The sequence below is a fragment of the Pseudomonas chlororaphis subsp. aurantiaca genome, assembly GCF_013466605.1.
Lineage (GTDB): Bacteria > Pseudomonadota > Gammaproteobacteria > Pseudomonadales > Pseudomonadaceae > Aquipseudomonas > Aquipseudomonas chlororaphis_I.
The window spans coordinates 6,162,886-6,181,101 of record NZ_CP059162.1; the positions used below are offsets into that span (position 1 = coordinate 6,162,886).

Annotated in this window: 15 protein-coding genes; 9 read left to right on the plus strand and 6 right to left on the minus strand. The window is 59.6% G+C overall.

The annotated features are described in order from the left end of the window. Nucleotides 1-20: 20 nt before the first annotated feature. From H0I86_RS28225 to H0I86_RS28260, 8 genes are read left to right on the plus strand one after another with little or no spacing between them, the layout of a single operon-like run. Nucleotides 21-1,433, plus strand: a complete 1,413-nt coding sequence (locus H0I86_RS28225) for a glutathionylspermidine synthase family protein (RefSeq protein ID WP_180922983.1) — start codon at nt 21-23, stop codon at nt 1,431-1,433. Further along, nucleotides 1,430-2,530 carry a ThiF family adenylyltransferase gene (locus H0I86_RS28230; RefSeq protein ID WP_180922984.1) on the plus strand — a complete coding sequence of 367 codons (1,101 nt, stop codon included), beginning with the start codon at nt 1,430-1,432 and terminating at the stop codon, nt 2,528-2,530. Before H0I86_RS28225 ends, H0I86_RS28230 begins: the two co-directional genes overlap by 4 nt. A 10-nt stretch (nt 2,531-2,540) precedes the next feature. Beyond that, nucleotides 2,541-3,596: a TauD/TfdA family dioxygenase gene (locus H0I86_RS28235; protein ID WP_180922985.1), complete on the plus strand. Its 1,056-nt coding sequence runs from the start codon at nt 2,541-2,543 to the stop codon at nt 3,594-3,596. Between the two features lie 40 nt (nt 3,597-3,636). Further along, nucleotides 3,637-4,101: a GNAT family N-acetyltransferase gene (locus H0I86_RS28240; protein ID WP_180922986.1), complete on the plus strand. Its 465-nt coding sequence runs from the start codon at nt 3,637-3,639 to the stop codon at nt 4,099-4,101. A 27-nt stretch (nt 4,102-4,128) separates the two neighbouring features. After that, on the plus strand, nt 4,129-5,328 hold the full coding sequence (locus tag H0I86_RS28245) for an ATP-grasp domain-containing protein (protein ID WP_180922987.1): 1,200 nt from the start codon (nt 4,129-4,131) through the stop codon (nt 5,326-5,328). Nucleotides 5,329-5,358: 30 nt separating this feature from the next. After that, nucleotides 5,359-6,609 (plus strand): phosphoribosylamine--glycine ligase, encoded by a 1,251-nt coding sequence (gene purD / locus H0I86_RS28250; protein ID WP_180922988.1) that lies wholly within the window; start codon nt 5,359-5,361, stop codon nt 6,607-6,609. 49 nt (nt 6,610-6,658) lie between these two features. Beyond that, complete coding sequence (locus H0I86_RS28255; RefSeq protein ID WP_180922989.1) at nt 6,659-8,053, plus strand: MFS transporter; 1,395 nt, start codon at nt 6,659-6,661, stop codon at nt 8,051-8,053. Beyond that, complete coding sequence (locus H0I86_RS28260; protein ID WP_180922990.1) at nt 8,050-9,441, plus strand: amidase; 1,392 nt, start codon at nt 8,050-8,052, stop codon at nt 9,439-9,441. The genes H0I86_RS28255 and H0I86_RS28260 overlap by 4 nt, the downstream gene beginning before the upstream one ends. Nucleotides 9,442-9,512: 71 nt before the next feature. Here H0I86_RS28260 and H0I86_RS28265 read toward each other — a convergent pair whose 3' ends face one another. Further along, nucleotides 9,513-10,025 carry a single-stranded DNA-binding protein gene (locus H0I86_RS28265; RefSeq protein WP_009045846.1) on the minus strand — a complete coding sequence of 171 codons (513 nt, stop codon included), beginning with the start codon at nt 10,023-10,025 and terminating at the stop codon, nt 9,513-9,515. A 9-nt stretch (nt 10,026-10,034) separates the two neighbouring features. Beyond that, entirely contained in the window at nt 10,035-11,429 is a 1,395-nt protein-coding gene (locus tag H0I86_RS28270) for an MFS transporter (RefSeq protein ID WP_124322534.1), read from the minus strand. Nucleotides 11,430-11,609: 180 nt separating this feature from the next. On the opposite strand from H0I86_RS28270, the gene uvrA reads away from it, so the two are divergent. Beyond that, a complete protein-coding gene (uvrA, locus tag H0I86_RS28275) occupies nt 11,610-14,444 on the plus strand; it encodes an excinuclease ABC subunit UvrA (RefSeq protein ID WP_180922991.1) in 2,835 nt (944 codons plus the stop codon). A gap of 90 nt (nt 14,445-14,534) precedes the next feature. Here uvrA and bfr read toward each other — a convergent pair whose 3' ends face one another. From bfr to H0I86_RS28295, 4 genes are all read right to left on the minus strand, one after another. Beyond that, nucleotides 14,535-14,999, minus strand: a complete 465-nt coding sequence (bfr, locus tag H0I86_RS28280) for a bacterioferritin (RefSeq protein WP_007924173.1) — start codon at nt 14,997-14,999, stop codon at nt 14,535-14,537. A gap of 155 nt (nt 15,000-15,154) precedes the next feature. Continuing rightward, nucleotides 15,155-16,603, minus strand: coding sequence for a catalase (locus tag H0I86_RS28285; protein WP_180922992.1), 1,449 nt, complete (start codon nt 16,601-16,603; stop codon nt 15,155-15,157). 171 nt (nt 16,604-16,774) lie between these two features. Next, nucleotides 16,775-17,161 carry a 50S ribosomal protein L17 gene (gene rplQ / locus H0I86_RS28290; protein WP_007924175.1) on the minus strand — a complete coding sequence of 129 codons (387 nt, stop codon included), beginning with the start codon at nt 17,159-17,161 and terminating at the stop codon, nt 16,775-16,777. A gap of 42 nt (nt 17,162-17,203) precedes the next feature. Then, nucleotides 17,204-18,205, minus strand: coding sequence for a DNA-directed RNA polymerase subunit alpha (locus H0I86_RS28295; protein WP_007924176.1), 1,002 nt, complete (start codon nt 18,203-18,205; stop codon nt 17,204-17,206). Between the last annotated feature and the right edge of the window lie 11 nt (nt 18,206-18,216).

The window sequence follows — 18,216 nt, forward strand, 5'->3', positions numbered from 1 at the left end:
CCAAGCCCGAGGAAATCGATATGAACAATAACGCCTTAGCCTGCACGCCCAACACCAGTCTTTTCGAGGCGGATGATCGCCTCATCGAGCAATTCCTTGCCCACCTGACACCGGATGCGCATAAACGACTGATCGCGGCGCAAAAACGTTTTTGCGATTCGCTGTCCAGCGAAGGGCTGAATTTTGAAGGTAAAAGCTACCCCGTCTCCATCCGTCCCCTGATCCTGTCGAACGAGACGGTCGCGCAATTGCAGACCCTCGGCGAGGGCTTCGCCCGGGTGTTCGATCACGCCGCGAGAATCTACGTCGAGAACGAACAAGTACGCACGCTGTTTCCTGCCTACAAGAACAGCGAACACCTGACCTTCAACCTGCCGGGGCATTCACCGCTGGTACGTATTTTCAGACTCGACGGGCTATTCGACAGCGAGGGCGTCTATCGGATTCTGGAGACCAATACCGACTGCCCCGGCGGTGTGATCCAGAACGGACTGGCCGGCCGCCTCTGGGCCGAGATCGACAACCCCCTGCTGACGGGCATCGACCACAGCGTCGATTTCCAACCGTTCGTGAGCGATCCGGATCTGTTCCTCAAGGAGCTCCTGAGCGCCCACTTTCAGCGCACGGGACAACCGGCCCGGCGAGCCGCCATCGTGACGTTCAAAGGGCGCTTCAAAAACGAAGTGGCCCAGATGGTTGCCGGGTTGAACCGCCTCGGCGTGCCCACCGAGGAAATCGATGCGGCCGACCTCAAGCGGCGCGACGGTCACCTCGTCGACCCCCAAGGCCGCGTCATCGACATGGCCTACAACAAACTCGACCTGCGCGATCTTATCGACGAACCACTGGTCAGTGAGTATCTCGATGCGGCGTCGAACGCAGAGGTGACGTTCCTCAATCCGTTGATCAGCCAGTGGCCCCTTGCGGACAAGGCCATCATGGCCCTGTTGAGCGATCCCAAGATGTTGGCGCTGTTGCCCGAGGAGGATCGAGAGCTGTGCCGCACGCATATTCCCTGGACCCGTCTGCTGGCTGCCGGCCAGAGCAGCAATCCCCAGGGCCAGCCGATCGACCTGATCAGCTATGTCAGGCGGCATCGCCCACATCTGGTGTTGAAGCCCTCAAACGCGACCCGTGGTGAAGGTTTGCTGGTAGGGCCTTTCGCGACACAGGAGCAATGGGAGCAAGGGATTTGCAGTGCACTGGAGGGGCCCCACAGTTTCGTGGTTCAGCAGTACATCCAGGGCCGGACGCTTTCTGCCGTTCATCCGGACCTCGGCGTGACCGAGTCGATGTGGTCAGGGGTGGATACCTACGTATACGGCGGACGCTTCGCGGGTTTCCAGGCACGCGCCAGTTTCGACCCGGTCATGAATGTAGGCCGCAAAGGCATCCTGCTGCCCGTCATTACCCTCAAGGAGCTCGCTCGATGAACCTGCCACAACTGCAAGCGACCGTAGTGGCCGTCCCTATTCATGCCCATCGCGTGGCCATTCATCGAGGAACCCGGCAGGGTGACGCGAGCCTGATCCTCGACGATCCGAATGGCTGGAAGTACATCGCCCTTCACTTGATGAACGGCCAGAACGACCTGTCCTGGATTGCCCAACAACTGGATACCCAGGGCCACCCGGCCCAGTACGATGAGCTCTTGGCCCTGGTCGAGGAACTGCGGGCGCAGAATCTGCTCCAGGACCGTTCGTTCTTCGAACCCCAGCACCTGCGGCCCGACCAGACCGATCGCTACTCTCGCAATCTCAATGGCTTTGCTGCATTGGCCCGGGACGGCCGGACGCCGGCCGAGCTACAGACCCGCCTGCTCGAGGGTCATGTTCTGATGCTAGGCTGCGGAGGGTTAGGCAGTTGCACGGCGACTGCCCTGACAATGGCCGGCTGCGGGACCATCACCCTGGTGGATTTCGACGAAATCGAATTGGGGAACCTCAACCGGCAACTGTTCACGGTCCAGGATATCGGCCTGAAAAAAGTCGATGGGCTCAAGATCCGACTGAACGCCATCAACCCGGACGTCAGGGTAAATACCGTCTTCGAGCGCCTGACCGGTACCGAGGCCGTCACTCGGCTGATCGACGAGTTCAAGCCCGACATTATCGTCGCCGCAATCGATCGCCCGGTGATCGCCGCTGATCGCTGGATCAGCGACGCCTGCTTTGCCAGAGGCGTACCGGCGGTCTTCAACAGCGTCTCGGCCGGCATGGGCATGCTCTGGACCAAATTTCCCGGGCAGTCAGGCTGTTTTCGCTGTGACGAAAAATGGTCCCAGGAACACAACCCCGATCACCATGCCACCCGTCAGTATCGCGAACAGCATGACCTGATTCCGGCGACCTCGGCCTTCAGCCATTGCGCCATGACCGTGGGCGGCATGATGTCGGCGGACATCGTGCGCCATCTGGTCGGATGGCCCATGAGCTCGGCGGGAAAACTGGTCACCATCGATTTCGCGACCCTGCAAACGACAATCATCGACAAACCGCAACATCCCGCCTGCACGGCCTGCAGCGCCTGAGGAATCCCCGATGAACATCGAACACAACAGGTCTTCGCCCGTCGCGGTCGACGACCCCGCCGTCTGGACCGCGGCCACGCTCAAGTCCAAGGCTGATGTCCTGCTGAACCTGGGTGAGCCCGAGCTGCAATGCATCGAGCAACTGTTGGCCAATAGCGCCCACAAGCCGATGCATGACCTGACTCGGGAGGACTTCGCAGCCCCCGCCATTCAGGAACTGCTGGGCAAATTGCACAAGGCGCTTCAGGACGGTCCCGGAGTCGCGGTGCTGCAGGGCATCGACATTACTCGCTTCACCGGCGAGGCCCTTGAACGTCTGTTCTGGGGGCTGGCCCTGCACCTGGGCCGCCCCGTGGTACAGAGCACTCGTGGCGATCGTATCGGCCATGTCCGCCACGAGCCGTCCAATCCCAAGAATCGCGGCTACCAGTCCAACAGAGAGCTGGGGTTCCACTCGGACGCCTTCGAGATCATCGGACTGCTGTGCCTCAGCGGGGCCGCCAGCGGCGGAACCACGGAAATTGTCAGTGGCCTGGCGGTACACAATCAGTTGGTGACCGAGAATCCGCAGTTGCTGCCGGCGCTGTATGAAGGTTATCCCTATGCCACAGCGGAACGCTCCCAGTCCCACACTCCGGTAACGGACTACCGGATTCCAGTGTTTTCCCGGGTCGGCAGTACGCTGAGTTCGATGTGCGTGGGCAATTACATGCGGGCCGCCGCCCAGACGCTAGGGCAGGCATTTCCAGAAAGGCTGGACGCCGCCCTGAAAGCCTTTTACGACATCTGCAATCGAAAATCCTTTCAGCTCACGTTCTTGCTGGAGCCAGGGGAAATCCTGTTCCTGAACAACTACACCACTCTGCATTCCCGTACCGAATTCCAGGACTCGGACACCCACAAGCGGCACTTGCTGCGGTTGTGGCTGGACGTTCCGAACGGACGACCTGTCGTTCCCGTACTCAAAGCCCGGGGTACCGACTACGAGCTTCTGTACCTTGAAACGGACCAGGACAAGCAGGGTAACGAGCGCCACATGGCCAGTCGGACCGGGACAACGCGATGAACCGGCGCCCCCTTTATCTCTTGCACGTTGGACTTTCGAAATGACAGAAGTGAAAAACCCGGATCGCCAGCACGACTTTGTCGTCACGGTTCATGAGAGTGCCCCGGCAGCCGGTCGTGGCCGGATCAACGAGTTGCTGGATCAATACAATGTGTCGCAAACCGGAATCTGCGACAACGAGCCCCTGGATCTCACAGTCACGGACCCTCTCAGCGGCGAGGTGGTAGGCGGTCTGGTCGGCAGGACATCCCTGGGGGTGTTCTTCATCAACTACTTCTATCTGCCCGACACCCTGCGCGGCAAAGGCTACGGCTCTCAGATCCTGCGCCAGGCCGAACGCCTGGCCGCCCTTCGCGGATGCCGGACCGCCCTGCTGTTCACCATGGAAATCCAGGCACCGGCGTTCTACGAAAAAAACGGCTATGAGGTATTCGGCCGCGTCGAGTGCAGTCCCAGGGGCAATGCACGGCTGTTCATGCGCAAACCGATCCAGCCACTGGACTGAAACACCGGCCAATGACAGGGAGATGACATGGCTATCTTGTGTTTAGGCAGAAGCATCAAAATCGATTTCGCCCAATGGCTGGCCGAGCGGGACCAGGACCTGTACCTGATCAGCTCGACCCCCTTCCCATCCCAGCACAAGTACCGTCTGGTCAAGCGCCTGGAGGATCTGGACGCCGATTCGCAGGCCGAAATCACCGCGCTGGACTTCGCGGCAGGCACCCGGTTTTCCCGAATCCTGCCACACTCGGAATTCGACTTGATCCGTGCCGCCCGCTTGCGCGAACACCTCGGCGTACCGGGCCAGAGCCTGGAAAGCGCCATCGCCTACCGCGATAAAGTGGTCATGAAGGAACATATGAACAGGGCCGATATCCCCGTCGCCCACTTCAAGCGCCTGCGATCGCCGCTGGATGTCATTGAATTCATCAAGCGTCATGGCTACCCCAGCATCATCAAGCCGGTCGATGGTTGCAGCTCAAAAGACATCCAGGTCATCAAAAGCCGCTCGGACCTGGCTGCGTTGTTCCACAAGCCAACGCTCGACGGCTACATGATCGAGTCATTCGTCGAAGGCCGGATGTTCCATGTCAATGGGGTTTTGACGGCAGAGGGCAGGACGTTTTTTGCGCCGTGCGCCTACATCAACGGCTCATTGGATTTCCAGCGGGCCGGCACGTTTGGCAGTCGCACCCTGGAGCCCGACACCCCGATCGCACGACGCCTGGTCGAGTTCACCCGCAAGGTGATTGCCGCGCTACCCGAAACATCCCCCCTGGGCTTCCATGCGGAAATCTTCCAGACCCCGGACGATCGGCTGGTGCTGTGCGAGATCGCCGCACGAACGGCAGGTTCCCTGACCGGCGAACTGATCGAACTGAGTTATGGCATCAACATTCACAAGGCCTGGATTAGGGCCTGCGCCGGCATCGAAGACGAGTTGCCCATCGGACGCTCGCCTACCTGTGTCGCGGCATCGATCCGCGTTCCAGTACGTGACGACCGGCTTGTGAAGATCCCCGCATCCCTACCCTTCGACTGGGTCAGCACCCTATGTATCACCGGCATCGAAGGATTGGCCTACCAGCCTGCCCAAACCTACACCGACGATGTGCTTAGCGCGATTCTGGTCGGCGACAGCGATGAGCAACTGCTGGAGCGCATCGACACCTTCCACGACTGGCTGAACGGTTCGGTCCTGTGGGAGTCCGCGAAACTGACGAGTTGATTGTCCTCTTCCATACACAGGGAGCGTTATATGAAAGTGCTAATCGTAGGTTGCAGCTCGGGTGCACATGCACTGGCATGGAAGCTGATCCAGTCCGATCAGGTCGAGAAAGTGTATGTAGCCCCCGGCAGCCCGGGTACGGCGGACGAACCGAAAGTCGAGAATCTGGAGGTGGAGACCACCGACATACCTGGCCTGGCGAACGCCGCGGCCCAGTACGACGTGGACTACACCTTGATTACCCCGACCCAGGCACTGGCCGCGGGTATCGTGGACTATTTTCAAGAGCGTGGCCTGAAGGTGCTGGCGCCTACCCGAGAAGCATCAAGACTTGAGTGGTCAAAGGAGTATTCCAAACGGTTCATGCAGCGACACAAGATCCCTACGCCTGGTTTCAAAGTGTTCGCAGACGCCCCCAGCGCCCGACAATATGCCCACACGCGCTTCCTGCCCCTCGTCCTGAAGGTCGATGGCATGGCCAACGGTGGCCTGGGCGTGGTGATCGCTCATGAATGGCAGGCCGTCGACGAGACGATCGAACACATGTTCACCACCTATGGAGGGCCAATCATCGTTGAAGACTTCCTGGTGGGCGAGGAAGTCAGTTTTACCGTCCTGTTCGATGGCACCCACTACGTCCCCATGGTCGAAAGCCGCGACTACAAAAGACTGCACGATAACGACAAGGGTCCCAATACCGGGGGAATGGGGGCGTATTCGCCGGTCATTTCCCAGGCGCTGTCCCAGAAGATCATCGACCGCCTCGTCGAGCCGACGATCAGGGCCATCAAGGAAGATGCAATCGACTACCTGGGCTTCCTGTACTTCGGCGTGATGATCGACCCGGAGCAGGAAGTCCATCTGCTGGAAATCAACTGCCGCCTCGGCAACCCGGAATTGTTCACGATGCTCGAACGCATGGACAGTGAACTGGGCCCGTTGCTCGAACTGGCATTGGCAAGACGACTGCACCAGGCAGAGGTCCGCTGGAACGACAAATGCGCGGTAGCACTGCAAATCAGCTCCGCCGGGTATCCAGGCGTAAAACGCACCGGCGACGTCATCTCGCTTCCTTCGGGAGAGCAGGAGGCAAAGATCTTTCATGCCGCCGTATCAAGTGCGCAAGGCCAACTGGTGACCAAGGGTGGACGAATCATCTCGCTGAGCGCCTCGGCAGATACGCTTGAAGCGGCCCGAGAACGTATTTACGCGGTGGCACGCAAGATTCACTTCGATGGCATGCATTACCGAAAAGATATCGCGACACTCGGCGCACGCTGATCCTTCCTGGCGCCAGTCCCTGGCGCCGGTAACCCAACGACATCGAGCCATGATGAATACCGACAAGAACCAGCGTCTCGTGCTACTGGCGGCCAATATCAGCTACATATTGGTCCTTCTCGACTCTTCTATTGTCAATGTCGCCCTGCCAGCGATCAGAAACGGACTGGCCATCGGCACCGATACGCTGCAATGGATGGTTAACGTCTACCTGGTAATTTTTGCCAGCCTGCTGCTGTCAGGGGGCGCCCTGTGCGACCGCCTCAGCGCAAAAACCGTCTATATGGCCGGCCTGCTGCTGTTTGTCGCCGCCTCACTACTATGCGGTCTGAGCGCCAGCGCGGCGCAGTTGCTGGCTGGACGGACCTGCCAGGGGATTGGTGCGGCGTTGCTGGTGCCCAGCTCGCTGGCGCTGATCACGCATACCTATACAGAGAGTTCCGCACGGGCAAAAGCCATTGCCAGCTGGGCCAGTTGGGGGGGGATTGCGCTGGTAATGGGACCGTTGATAGGCGGACTCCTGACTCAATACCTGTCATGGCGCTCGATATTTCTGGTCAACATTCCCGTCGGCCTGCTGGGTGTCTGGCTGACCTCTCGAATCGAGCCCCCGATAGCGCCCTATAAGGAAAAACACCTCGATCTGAAAGGACAGTTCACTGTCACGGTGATGCTGCTGAGCCTCATCGCAATACTGATCGAATATCCCCGGTTAAACACGGACTCCATTTATCTGCTGCTGGGCGTACTGACCTGTGCGGCGTCGCTGATCGCCTTTGTCCTGATCGAGGTCCATGGCTCTCATCCAATGCTGCCCCTGACGCTGTTCAGGAATACCAATTTCAGCACCATCGCTTACATTTTTTTTGCCGGAGCCTTTTCGTTCTTCGGCACACTGTTCATCCTCACGTTCTACTTTCAGGACTACCTGCACTACAGCGCCATCGAAACCGGGCTTGCCCTGCTGCCCCTGTCCCTCTGTGTGATCATCGGCAACAAGGTATCCGGACGCTGGGTGGACCGATTCCCGCCGCGCCAGTTGATGATCGCTGGAGCCTTCATCCGTCTGGTCGGATTTTGTGGATTACTGTTGCCTCAATACTCCACGCATTACCCCTGGTTGCTCATCCCCCTGATATTGATCGGATTCGGAGGAGGACTTGGGGCGCCCATGTCCACCTCAGTGTTCATGCAAAGCACGCCGAAGATATACACCGGCATCGCTGCGGGCTTTTCCAGAGCGACTGGACAAATAGGTTCCGCATTTGGAGTCGCGGTGTTCGGGCACTTCGTCAACGACACCGAGTTTTTTCTGAGGCATATGAAACTGGCCGTTCTGACGATCGTCATCGCGACGCTGTCGATCCTGGTCATGTCGATCGTGTTTGTCAGCGATGAGCGCAACGATTATGCCGAGCTACCTGACCCGGAGAAGGCGGAGTGACGACCCCGATTACCCAACTGACCGCCGTTGAACTCATGACGCTGATCCAGGCCCGGGATCTGTCGCCGGTCGAAGTTACCGAGGCGTTCCTGGAACGTATCCTCGACACTCGAACCTCATCGAACGCCTTTGTCGATATCTATGAATGCCAGGCCCGCGCAGCGGCACACAGGGCGTGCAAGGCCATAAGCAGTGGACAGGCATCAAGTTCGCTGCACGGCATGCCCATTGCCCTGAAAGACTTGTTCCATGTGAAAGGCGAGCTTACGGCGGCGGGCTCCTTGTGCTGGAAGCACCATCGAGCACAAGCGACTTCGACGGTTGTAGAGCGGCTGTTGAGCAAAGGCATGGTCATCCTGGGCAAGACCCATACCGTCGAATTTGGCCTTGGCGCCTTTGGCGTCAACGAGCATTTCGCGACTCCGCGCAATCCGTGGAGCCGCCAGACAGAGTTGGCACCCGGCGGATCCAGCAGTGGATCGGCGGTAGCCGTAGCCACCGGGCTGACCCCCTGGGCCTTGGGGACCGATACTGGCGGTTCAGTGCGTATTCCCGCCTCCTGGTGCGGCGTTGTCGGCCTCAAGCCCAGCCACGGCCAGATCGAAATGAACGATGTCGTTCCTCTGAGCCAGACGCTCGACTCGGTGGGCGTCCTTGCCAGATCTGTCGAAGATGCATCGCTGCTCTATGCTCATCTGCTCGACGAGCCCACACGCCAATGCCTTGCAGACAATGCCGAACGCTTCGGACAGGTGGCGCTCAGCCGATATCGCGTGGCCACTTTGCCGTTGCACGAGCGCTCATGGGTCTCTGCCGACGTCCTGGCCTGCTACGACACGGCCATTGCAGTGCTGCGAGCCACCGGCATCCGACCCCGGGCCGGCATATTCCCCATGCCCCTGGAGGAGTGCCTGAAGAAAAATTCCCTGATCACTTTCTATGAGGCCTTGGCCAACTACAGAACGCTTCATGCCGACGCTAAAAGTGACCTAGGCGAATCGGTTCGGGCGCGACTGTCACGTGGCGCCGGGATCTCCCAGGCCGAGTACCTTAATGCCCTGCAGGAAATGGCCACGCTGCGTACCCTGTTCGAGCGCATCTATGATCAGGTCGAAGCCATAGTCCTACCCACGACACAAATGCCCGCCTGCGCCGTGGACGACATCAAGCACCTTGCGCCCCCCAATCACTTCACTCGCTTCGTCAACTTTCTGGGCCTGTGCGCAATTGCCGTCCCTGCGGGTTTTACAGCAGACAACCGTCCTTGCTCGCTGCAATTCGTCTGCAAGCGAAACCAGGAACACATCGCCCTCGACCTTGCTCGCGTCTATGAGGCCCAGACGCCCTGGCACTCAATACACCCGCCAGCGTTCCTGCTTCCCGGCTGAAATAGGGCAACAAAAAAGCCTTTGGTGCATGCACACCAAAGGCTTTATTCGAACCGCGATCAAGGCTGGCCTTAGAACGGGATATCGTCATCAAAGCTGTCGTCGAAGTTCTGCGCCGGCTGCGGCGAGGACTGCTGAGGCGCTGGACGCGATTCGCGTTGTGGCGCCTGCGAAGGCTGCGGACGCGACTGCTGCGGACGTGGCGCGGAGTTGCCCATGCCCTGGCCCTGGTCGCCCTGTGGACGGCCGCCCAGCAGCTGCATGGTGCCCTGCATGTCGACGATGATTTCAGTGGTGTAACGCTTGATGCCGTCTTTTTCCCACTCGCGGGTCTGCAGCTTGCCTTCGATGTAGACCTGCGAACCTTTGCGCAGGTATTCGCCGGCGATTTCCGCGACCTTGCCGAACATCGACACACGGTGCCACTCGGTCTTCTCGACCTTCTGACCGGTTTGCTTGTCGGTCCATTGTTCGCTGGTGGCCAGACTCAGGTTGGTCACGGCATTACCGTTAGGCAGGTAGCGAACTTCAGGATCCTGGCCGCAAGTGCCGACCAATATGACTTTGTTAACCCCACGGGCCATAACGTTCTCCTAGGCTTCGCACGCCGATCGGGCTGGGTTGACCAGCTGCTCGAGGGTCGCGCGATCCAATAATTCGGTGTCCAATTTGATGTAAATGGCGGCTTCTTCGGCCACCATCACTGCATCCGTTACCCCAACAACGGCCTTCAGGCGCTCGACCAGACCGGCTTCGCGGATCGCTTCGGGCGATAACGGCAAGCGCAGGCTCGTCACGTAAGGAGGTTCGCGCATGGTAACAGCAAAGGCCAACCACAGGGCAGCAAGTCCTGCACACCCCAGGAACACAACCGACAAACCGCCATGCTGGAACAACCAGCCGCCGAGAATGCCGCCCAGTGCCGAGCCGAGGAACTGGCTGGTGGAATAGACCCCCATGGCCGTACCCTTGCCGCCGGCCGGTGAAACCTTGCTGATCAGCGACGGCAGCGAAGCTTCCAGCAGATTGAACGCGGTGAAGAACACCACCGTGCCGATCACCAGTGCCTGCAGGCTGTCGCCGAACTCCCAGAAGAATAGCTCGGTGAGCAGCAGCGTACTGACCGCGCCCAGCAGAACTCGTTTCATTTTGCGTTTTTTCTCGCCGTAGATGATGAACGGGATCATGGCGAAGAAGGAGATCAACAGCGCGGTGAGGTAGACCCACCAGTGCTGTTCCTTGGGCAGGCCGGCTTTTTCCACCAGGGCCAGCGGCAAGGCCACGAAGCTCGACATCAGCATCGCGTGCAACACGAAGATACCAAGATCCAGGCGCAACAGGTCCGGATGCTTGAGCGTCGGCAACAGCGCCTGGCGCGCGACCCCGGACTCACGGTGCTGCAATGGGCCGGTCGAGCGCGGCACCATGAAGGCGACGATGAAGATGCCCAGCAGCGCCATGCCACCGGTGGCGAAAAACAACCCGGACAAACCGAAACCGCGGGTCAGCAGCGGGCCGACCACCATGGCCACGGCAAAGGACAGGCCGATGGTCATGCCGATCATGGCCATGGCCTTGGTGCGGTGCTGCTCGCGGGTCAGGTCCGACAACAGCGCCATGACCGCCGCGGAAATCGCCCCGGCGCCCTGCAGGATGCGCCCGGCGATCACGCCCCAGATCGAATCGGCGTTGGCCGCCAGCACGCTGCCCAGGGCAAAGACGATCAACCCCAGGTAAATCACCGGACGACGGCCGATACGGTCGGAAATGACCCCGAACGGGATCTGGAAAATCGCCTGGGTCAGGCCGTAAGCGCCGATCGCCAACCCGATCAGGGCCGGGGTCGCTCCTGCCAGATCCATCCCATAGGTCGCCAGGACCGGCAACACCATGAACATGCCAAGCATACGGAAGGCGAACACCAGGGCCAGACCGCTTGCCGCGCGGGTCTCGGCGCCACTCATGCGTTCGCTGTGGGGATCATGCATGGAAAAACCTCGTGTGAACCGGCGGCGATTCTACCAGTCCGATCGATTGACCGGGTATATGGCGACGCTTTGCCGCGCAGGTTTCATCTACGACTGCACAGACCTCATTTGATAGTGTGCATCCATCCAGTATTTGCCCTTATACTCCTACGTTTTCGACGCCCGCCGAGCGAGGCCACTTTGGACAAGATCCTGATTCGTGGGGCCCGAACCCACAACCTGAAGAACATCGACCTGACCCTGCCACGGGACAAACTGATCGTCATCACCGGCCTGTCCGGATCCGGCAAATCGTCTCTGGCGTTCGACACCTTGTATGCCGAAGGCCAGCGCCGCTATGTCGAGTCGCTGTCGGCCTATGCCCGGCAATTCCTGTCGATGATGGAAAAACCCGACGTCGACACCATCGAAGGTTTGTCGCCGGCAATTTCCATCGAACAGAAATCCACCTCGCACAACCCGCGTTCCACCGTGGGCACCATCACCGAGATCTACGACTACCTGCGCCTGCTGTATGCCCGCGTGGGTACGCCACGCTGTCCGGATCACGACATCCCGCTGGAAGCCCAGACCGTCAGCCAGATGGTCGACCTGGTGCTGGCCCAGCCGGAAGGCAGCAAGCTGATGCTGCTGGCGCCGGTGATTCGCGAGCGCAAGGGCGAGCACCTGTCGGTCTTCGAGGAACTGCGCGCCCAGGGCTTCGTCCGCGCCCGGGTCAACGGCAAGCTCTACGAGCTGGATGAGCTGCCGAAGCTGGATAAACAGAAGAAGCACTCGATCGATGTGGTGGTCGACCGCTTCAAGGTCCGCGCCGACCTGCAGCAGCGTCTGGCCGAGTCGTTCGAGACCGCGCTGAAGCTGGCCGACGGTATCGCCCTGGTGGCGCCGATGGACGACGACCCCGGCGAAGAAATCATCTTCTCCGCGCGCTTCGCCTGCCCGATCTGCGGCCACGCCATCAGCGAACTGGAACCCAAGCTGTTCTCCTTCAACAACCCGGCCGGCGCCTGCCCGACCTGCGACGGCCTGGGGGTCAAGCAGTTCTTCGACATCAAGCGCCTGGTCAATGGCGAGCTGACCCTGGCCGAAGGGGCGATTCGCGGCTGGGACAGGCGCAACGTCTACTACTTCCAGATGCTCGGCTCGCTGGCATCCCATTATGGCTTCAGCCTGGAAGTGCCGTTCAATCAGCTGCCGGCCGACCAGCAAAAGGTCATCCTCAACGGCAGCGGCACGCAGAACGTCGACTTCAAGTACCTCAACGATCGTGGCGATATCGTCAAACGCTCGCACCCGTTCGAAGGCATAGTGCCGAACCTGGAACGTCGCTACCGCGAGACCGAGTCGGCCACCGTGCGCGAGGAGTTGGCCAAGTTCCTCAGCACCCAGCCGTGCCCGGACTGCCGCGGTACCCGCCTGCGTCGCGAAGCGCGCCACGTGTGGGTCGGCGAGAAGACTTTGCCGGCCGTCACCAGCCTGCCGATCGGCGATGCCACCGATTACTTCGGCACCTTGTCGCTGACCGGACGCCGTGGCGAAATCGCCGACAAGATCCTCAAGGAGATCCGCGAGCGCCTGCAGTTCCTGGTCAACGTCGGCCTGGATTACCTGACCCTGGATCGCAGCGCCGACACCTTGTCCGGTGGCGAGGCGCAGCGGATCCGCCTGGCCAGCCAGATCGGCGCCGGCCTGGTGGGGGTGATGTACATCCTCGACGAACCCTCCATCGGCCTGCACCAGCGCGACAACGATCGTCTGCTGGGCACCCTGAAACACCTGCGGGATATCGGCAACACGGTGATAGTGGTCGAACACGACGAGGACGCCATTCGCCTGGCCGACTATGTGGTGGACATCGGCCCGGGCGCCGGGGTGCATGGCGGGCAGATCGTCGCCGAGGGCACTCCCGACGAAGTGATGTCCCATCCCGACTCGCTGACCGGCAAGTACCTCTCCGGTCGGGTGAAAATCGCCGTGCCGGCCAAGCGTACGCCGCGCAACAAGAAACTTTCGCTGTCCCTCAAAGGGGCCCGCGGCAACAATTTGCGTAACGTTGACCTGGAGATCCCGATCGGCCTGCTGACCTGCGTGACCGGTGTCTCCGGCTCGGGCAAATCGACCCTGATCAACAACACCCTGTTCCCCCTCAGTGCCACGGCGCTGAACGGCGCGACCACGCTGGAAGCGGCTGCGCACGACAGCATCAACGGCCTGCAGCATCTGGACAAGGTGGTGGATATCGACCAGAGCCCGATCGGTCGTACACCGCGCTCCAACCCGGCGACCTACACCGGGCTGTTCACGCCAATCCGTGAACTGTTTGCCGGGGTTCCCGAATCGCGCTCGCGCGGCTACGGCCCGGGCCGCTTCTCCTTCAACGTCAAGGGCGGCCGCTGTGAAGCCTGCCAGGGCGACGGCCTGATCAAGGTGGAAATGCACTTCCTGCCGGACATCTACGTGCCGTGCGATGTGTGCAAGAGCAAGCGCTACAACCGCGAAACCCTTGAAATCAAATACAAGGGCAAGAGCATCCACGAGGTCCTGGAAATGACCATCGAGGAAGCTCGGGAGTTCTTCGACCCGGTGCCGGCGCTGGCGCGCAAGCTGCAGACGCTGATGGACGTGGGGTTGTCCTATATCAAGCTGGGGCAGTCGGCGACGACCTTGTCCGGCGGTGAAGCGCAGCGGGTCAAGCTGTCTCGCGAGCTGTCCAAGCGTGACACCGGCAAGACCCTCTACATCCTCGACGAGCCAACCACCGGCCTGCACTTCGCCGATATCCAGCAGTTGCTGGACGTTCTGCATCGCCTGCGCGACCACGGCAACACTGTGGTGGTGATCGAGCACAACCTGGACGTGATCAAGACCGCCGACTGGCTGGTGGACCTGGGGCCGGAAGGCGGTTCCAAGGGCGGACAGATCATTGCCGTGGGTACACCGGAGCAATTGGCAGAGATGCCGCAATCCCATACCGGTTACTACCTCAAGCCACTGCTGACCCGCGACCGGGCCTGAGCCCCATGAAAAAGCCCCTGCCATTGGGAAATGGCAGGGGCTTTTTTGTGCTCTCAGTCCTGCATTTGCCTGCAGGTGCTGGCTAGCGCATCAGAACTGCGACTGCAGGTAGTTTTCCAGACCGATCGACTTGATCAGGCCCAGCTGCTTTTCCAGCCAGTAGGTATGGTCTTCTTCGGTATCGGCCAACTGCACACGCAGGATGTCGCGACTGACATAGTCCTTGTGCTTCTCGCACAGCTCGATGCCCTTGCACAGTGCTGCGCGGACCTTGTACTCCAGGCGCAAGTCGGCGGCGAACATATCCGGCACGGTGGTGCCGATATCCAGATCGTCAGGGCGCATGCGTGGCGTGCCTTCGAGCATCAGGATGCGGCGCATCAATGCATCGGCGTGTTGAGTCTCTTCTTCCATCTCGTGATTGATGCGCTCGTAGAGCTTGCTGAAGCCCCAGTCCTCGTACATACGCGAATGGATGAAATATTGGTCACGTGCTGCCAGCTCGCCCGTCAGCAACGTGTTGAGGTAATCGATTACGTCCGGGTGACCTTGCATCGCCCTACATCTCCCTGCTTGAAAGTCTGTATTTTGAACCAAGCTGACTTGCAGGTCACTGTAAAAACGCTAAAAAAGTGAAGAATCCCAGAGAAAAGTAGCCGAAAAAACGCAAAAACCGCCCAAACGAGGGCGGTTCTGCTTCTCGTTTAGACTTAGTTAAGCTGTACGCCCAACGCCTTTGCCACGCCCTCTCCATAAGCTGGGTCAGCCTTGAAGAAATGCTGCAGCTGACGCTGGACCACATCCGAGCTGACACCCGCCATCGCACCGGCGATGTTGTCGATCAACAGGGCTTGCTGCTGATCGTTCATCAGGCGGAACAGAGCGCCTGCATGGCTGTAGTAGTCGGTGTCTTCGCGGTGATCGTAACGATCGGCCGCACCGCTGAGGGCCAGGGCCGGTTCCGCGTAGCGAGGAGCCTGTTTCGGTGCGTCGGCGTAGCTGTTCGGCTCGTAGTTCGGGGCCGCGCCACCGTTACTGCCAAAGGCCATGGCGCCATCACGCTGGTAGCTGTTCACTGGGCTGCGCGGGGCGTTGACCGGCAGTTGCTGGTGGTTGGTGCCGACACGATAGCGATGAGCGTCGGCGTAAGCGAATACGCGGCCTTGCAGCATGCGATCCGGCGACAGGCCGACACCTGGAACCATGTTGCTAGGACCAAAGGCAGCCTGCTCGACTTCTGCAAAGTAATTCAGCGGGTTGCGGTTTAACTCCAGCTCACCGACTTCGATCAGCGGGAACTCCTTCTGCGACCAGGTCTTGGTCACGTCGAATGGGTTCTCGTAATGAGCGGCCGCCTCGGCTTCGGTCATGATCTGAATGCACACGCTCCATTTCGGGAAGTCGCCGCGCTCGATCGCGTTGAACAGGTCACGCTGGGCGTAATCCGGGTCGGTACCCGCCAGGCGGGCAGCCTCGGCCGGTGCCAGGTTCTTGATGCCCTGCTTGGTCTTGTAGTGCCATTTCACCCAGTGACGCTCGCCCTTGGCGTTGATCAGGCTGTAGGTGTGGCTGCCAAAGCCGTGCATATGGCGATAGCCGTCCGGAATCCCGCGATCCGAGAACAGGATGGTGACCTGGTGCAGCGCCTCGGGAGAGTGTGACCAGAAGTCCCACATTGCCTGGCCGCTCTTCAGGTTGCTCTGCGGCAGACGTTTCTGGGTGTGGATAAAGTCGGGAAACTTCAGCGGGTCGCGAATAAAGAACACAGGTGTGTTGTTGCCAACGATGTCCCAGTTACCTTCTTCGGTATAGAACTTCAGGGCAAAGCCGCGTGGGTCACGCTCGGTATCAGCCGAGCCACGTTCACCGCCCACAGTCGAGAAACGCAGGAACGTAGGGGTTTGCTTACCCACGGACTCGAAAAGCTTGGCACTGGTGTATTCGGTGATGTCGCGGGTCACGGTGAAAGTACCGTAGGCACCCGAACCCTTGGCGTGCACGCGACGCTCAGGAATGTTTTCACGGTTGAAGTGGGCAAGCTTCTCGATCAGATGAAAATCATCGAGCAGCAGCGGGCCGCGAGGGCCAGCAGAACGGGAATTCTGGTTATCGGCGACTGAAGCGCCACTTGCGGTGGTAAGCGTTTTGTTTTGGCTCATGCTCAATCTTCCTCTGTCAGTCTTGGAACTGCCGGCTAATCGGCTGACGAGGAGTATCGACCATCAAGATGACAGCATCAAATGCATTAAATGATTACTATCGATAGTATTTTTCTAATACAACAGACACAAAAAACCGGGCACTAGGCCCGGTTCTTTGTATTTGACGTCTTACTCAGCGGATACAGCTTCACCGCCGACAGCACGATCAACCAACTCGACGTACGCCATAGGCGCGTTGTCGCCAGCGCGGAAACCGCACTTGAGGATGCGCAGGTAGCCACCCTCACGGGTAGCGTAACGCTTGCCCAGGTCGTTGAAGAGCTTACCAACGATAGCTTTCGAACGAGTACGGTCGAAAGCCAGACGGCGGTTAGCCAGGCTGTCTGTCTTGGCCAAAGTGATCAGCGGCTCAGCAACGCGGCGCAGTTCTTTGGCTTTCGGCAGTGTAGTTTTGATCAGCTCGTGCTCGAACAGCGACACCGCCATGTTTTGGAACATGGCCTTGCGGTGCGAGCTGGTGCGGCTCAGGTGACGACCACTTTTACGATGACGCATGGTTCATTCCTTACCAAACACAACGTTCGGTGATTACGACGATCAGGCAGTCGCCTTGTCGTCCTTCTTAAGACTTGCAGGCGGCCAGTTGTCGAGGCGCATGCCGAGGGACAGACCGCGGGAGGCCAGAACGTCCTTGATTTCGGTCAAGGATTTCTTGCCAAGGTTCGGAGTCTTCAACAGTTCTACTTCGGTACGCTGAATCAGGTCGCCGATGTAGTAAATGTTTTCCGCCTTAAGGCAGTTAGCCGAACGTACAGTCAGTTCCAGATCGTCAACCGGGCGAAGCAGGATCGGATCGATCTCGTCTTCCTGCTCGATTACCACTGGCTCACTGTCACCCTTGAGGTCGACGAACGCAGCCAACTGCTGTTGCAGGATGGTTGCAGCACGGCGGATAGCCTCTTCAGGATCCAGGGTACCGTTGGTTTCCAGATCAATAACCAGCTTGTCCAAGTTGGTACGCTGCTCGACACGGGCGTTTTCCACCACGTATGCGATACGGCGAACCGGGCTGAACGAAGAGTCAAGCTGCAAGCGACCGATGCTGCGGCTTTCGTCTTCATCGCTCTGACGCGAGTCTGCCGGTTCATAACCACGACCACGAGCTACTACGAGCTTCATGTTCAGGGCGCCGTTAGACGCCAGGTTAGCGATTACGTGATCGGGGTTAACGATCTCGACATCATGATCCAGCTGAATATCGGCAGCGGTAACCACCCCCGAACCCTTCTTCGACAAGGTCAGCGTAACTTCGTCACGGCCGTGCAGCTTGATAGCCAGACCTTTAAGGTTCAACAGGATTTCAATTACGTCTTCCTGTACACCTTCGATGGCGCTGTACTCGTGGAGCACACCGTCAATCTCGGCCTCGACTACTGCACAGCCGGGCATTGAGGACAACAGGATGCGGCGCAGCGCGTTGCCCAGGGTGTGGCCAAAACCACGCTCGAGAGGCTCGAGGGTGATCTTGGCGCGGGTTGGACTGACAACCTGCACATCAATATGGCGGGGTGTCAGGAACTCATTTACCGAAATCTGCATGGATGCACCTA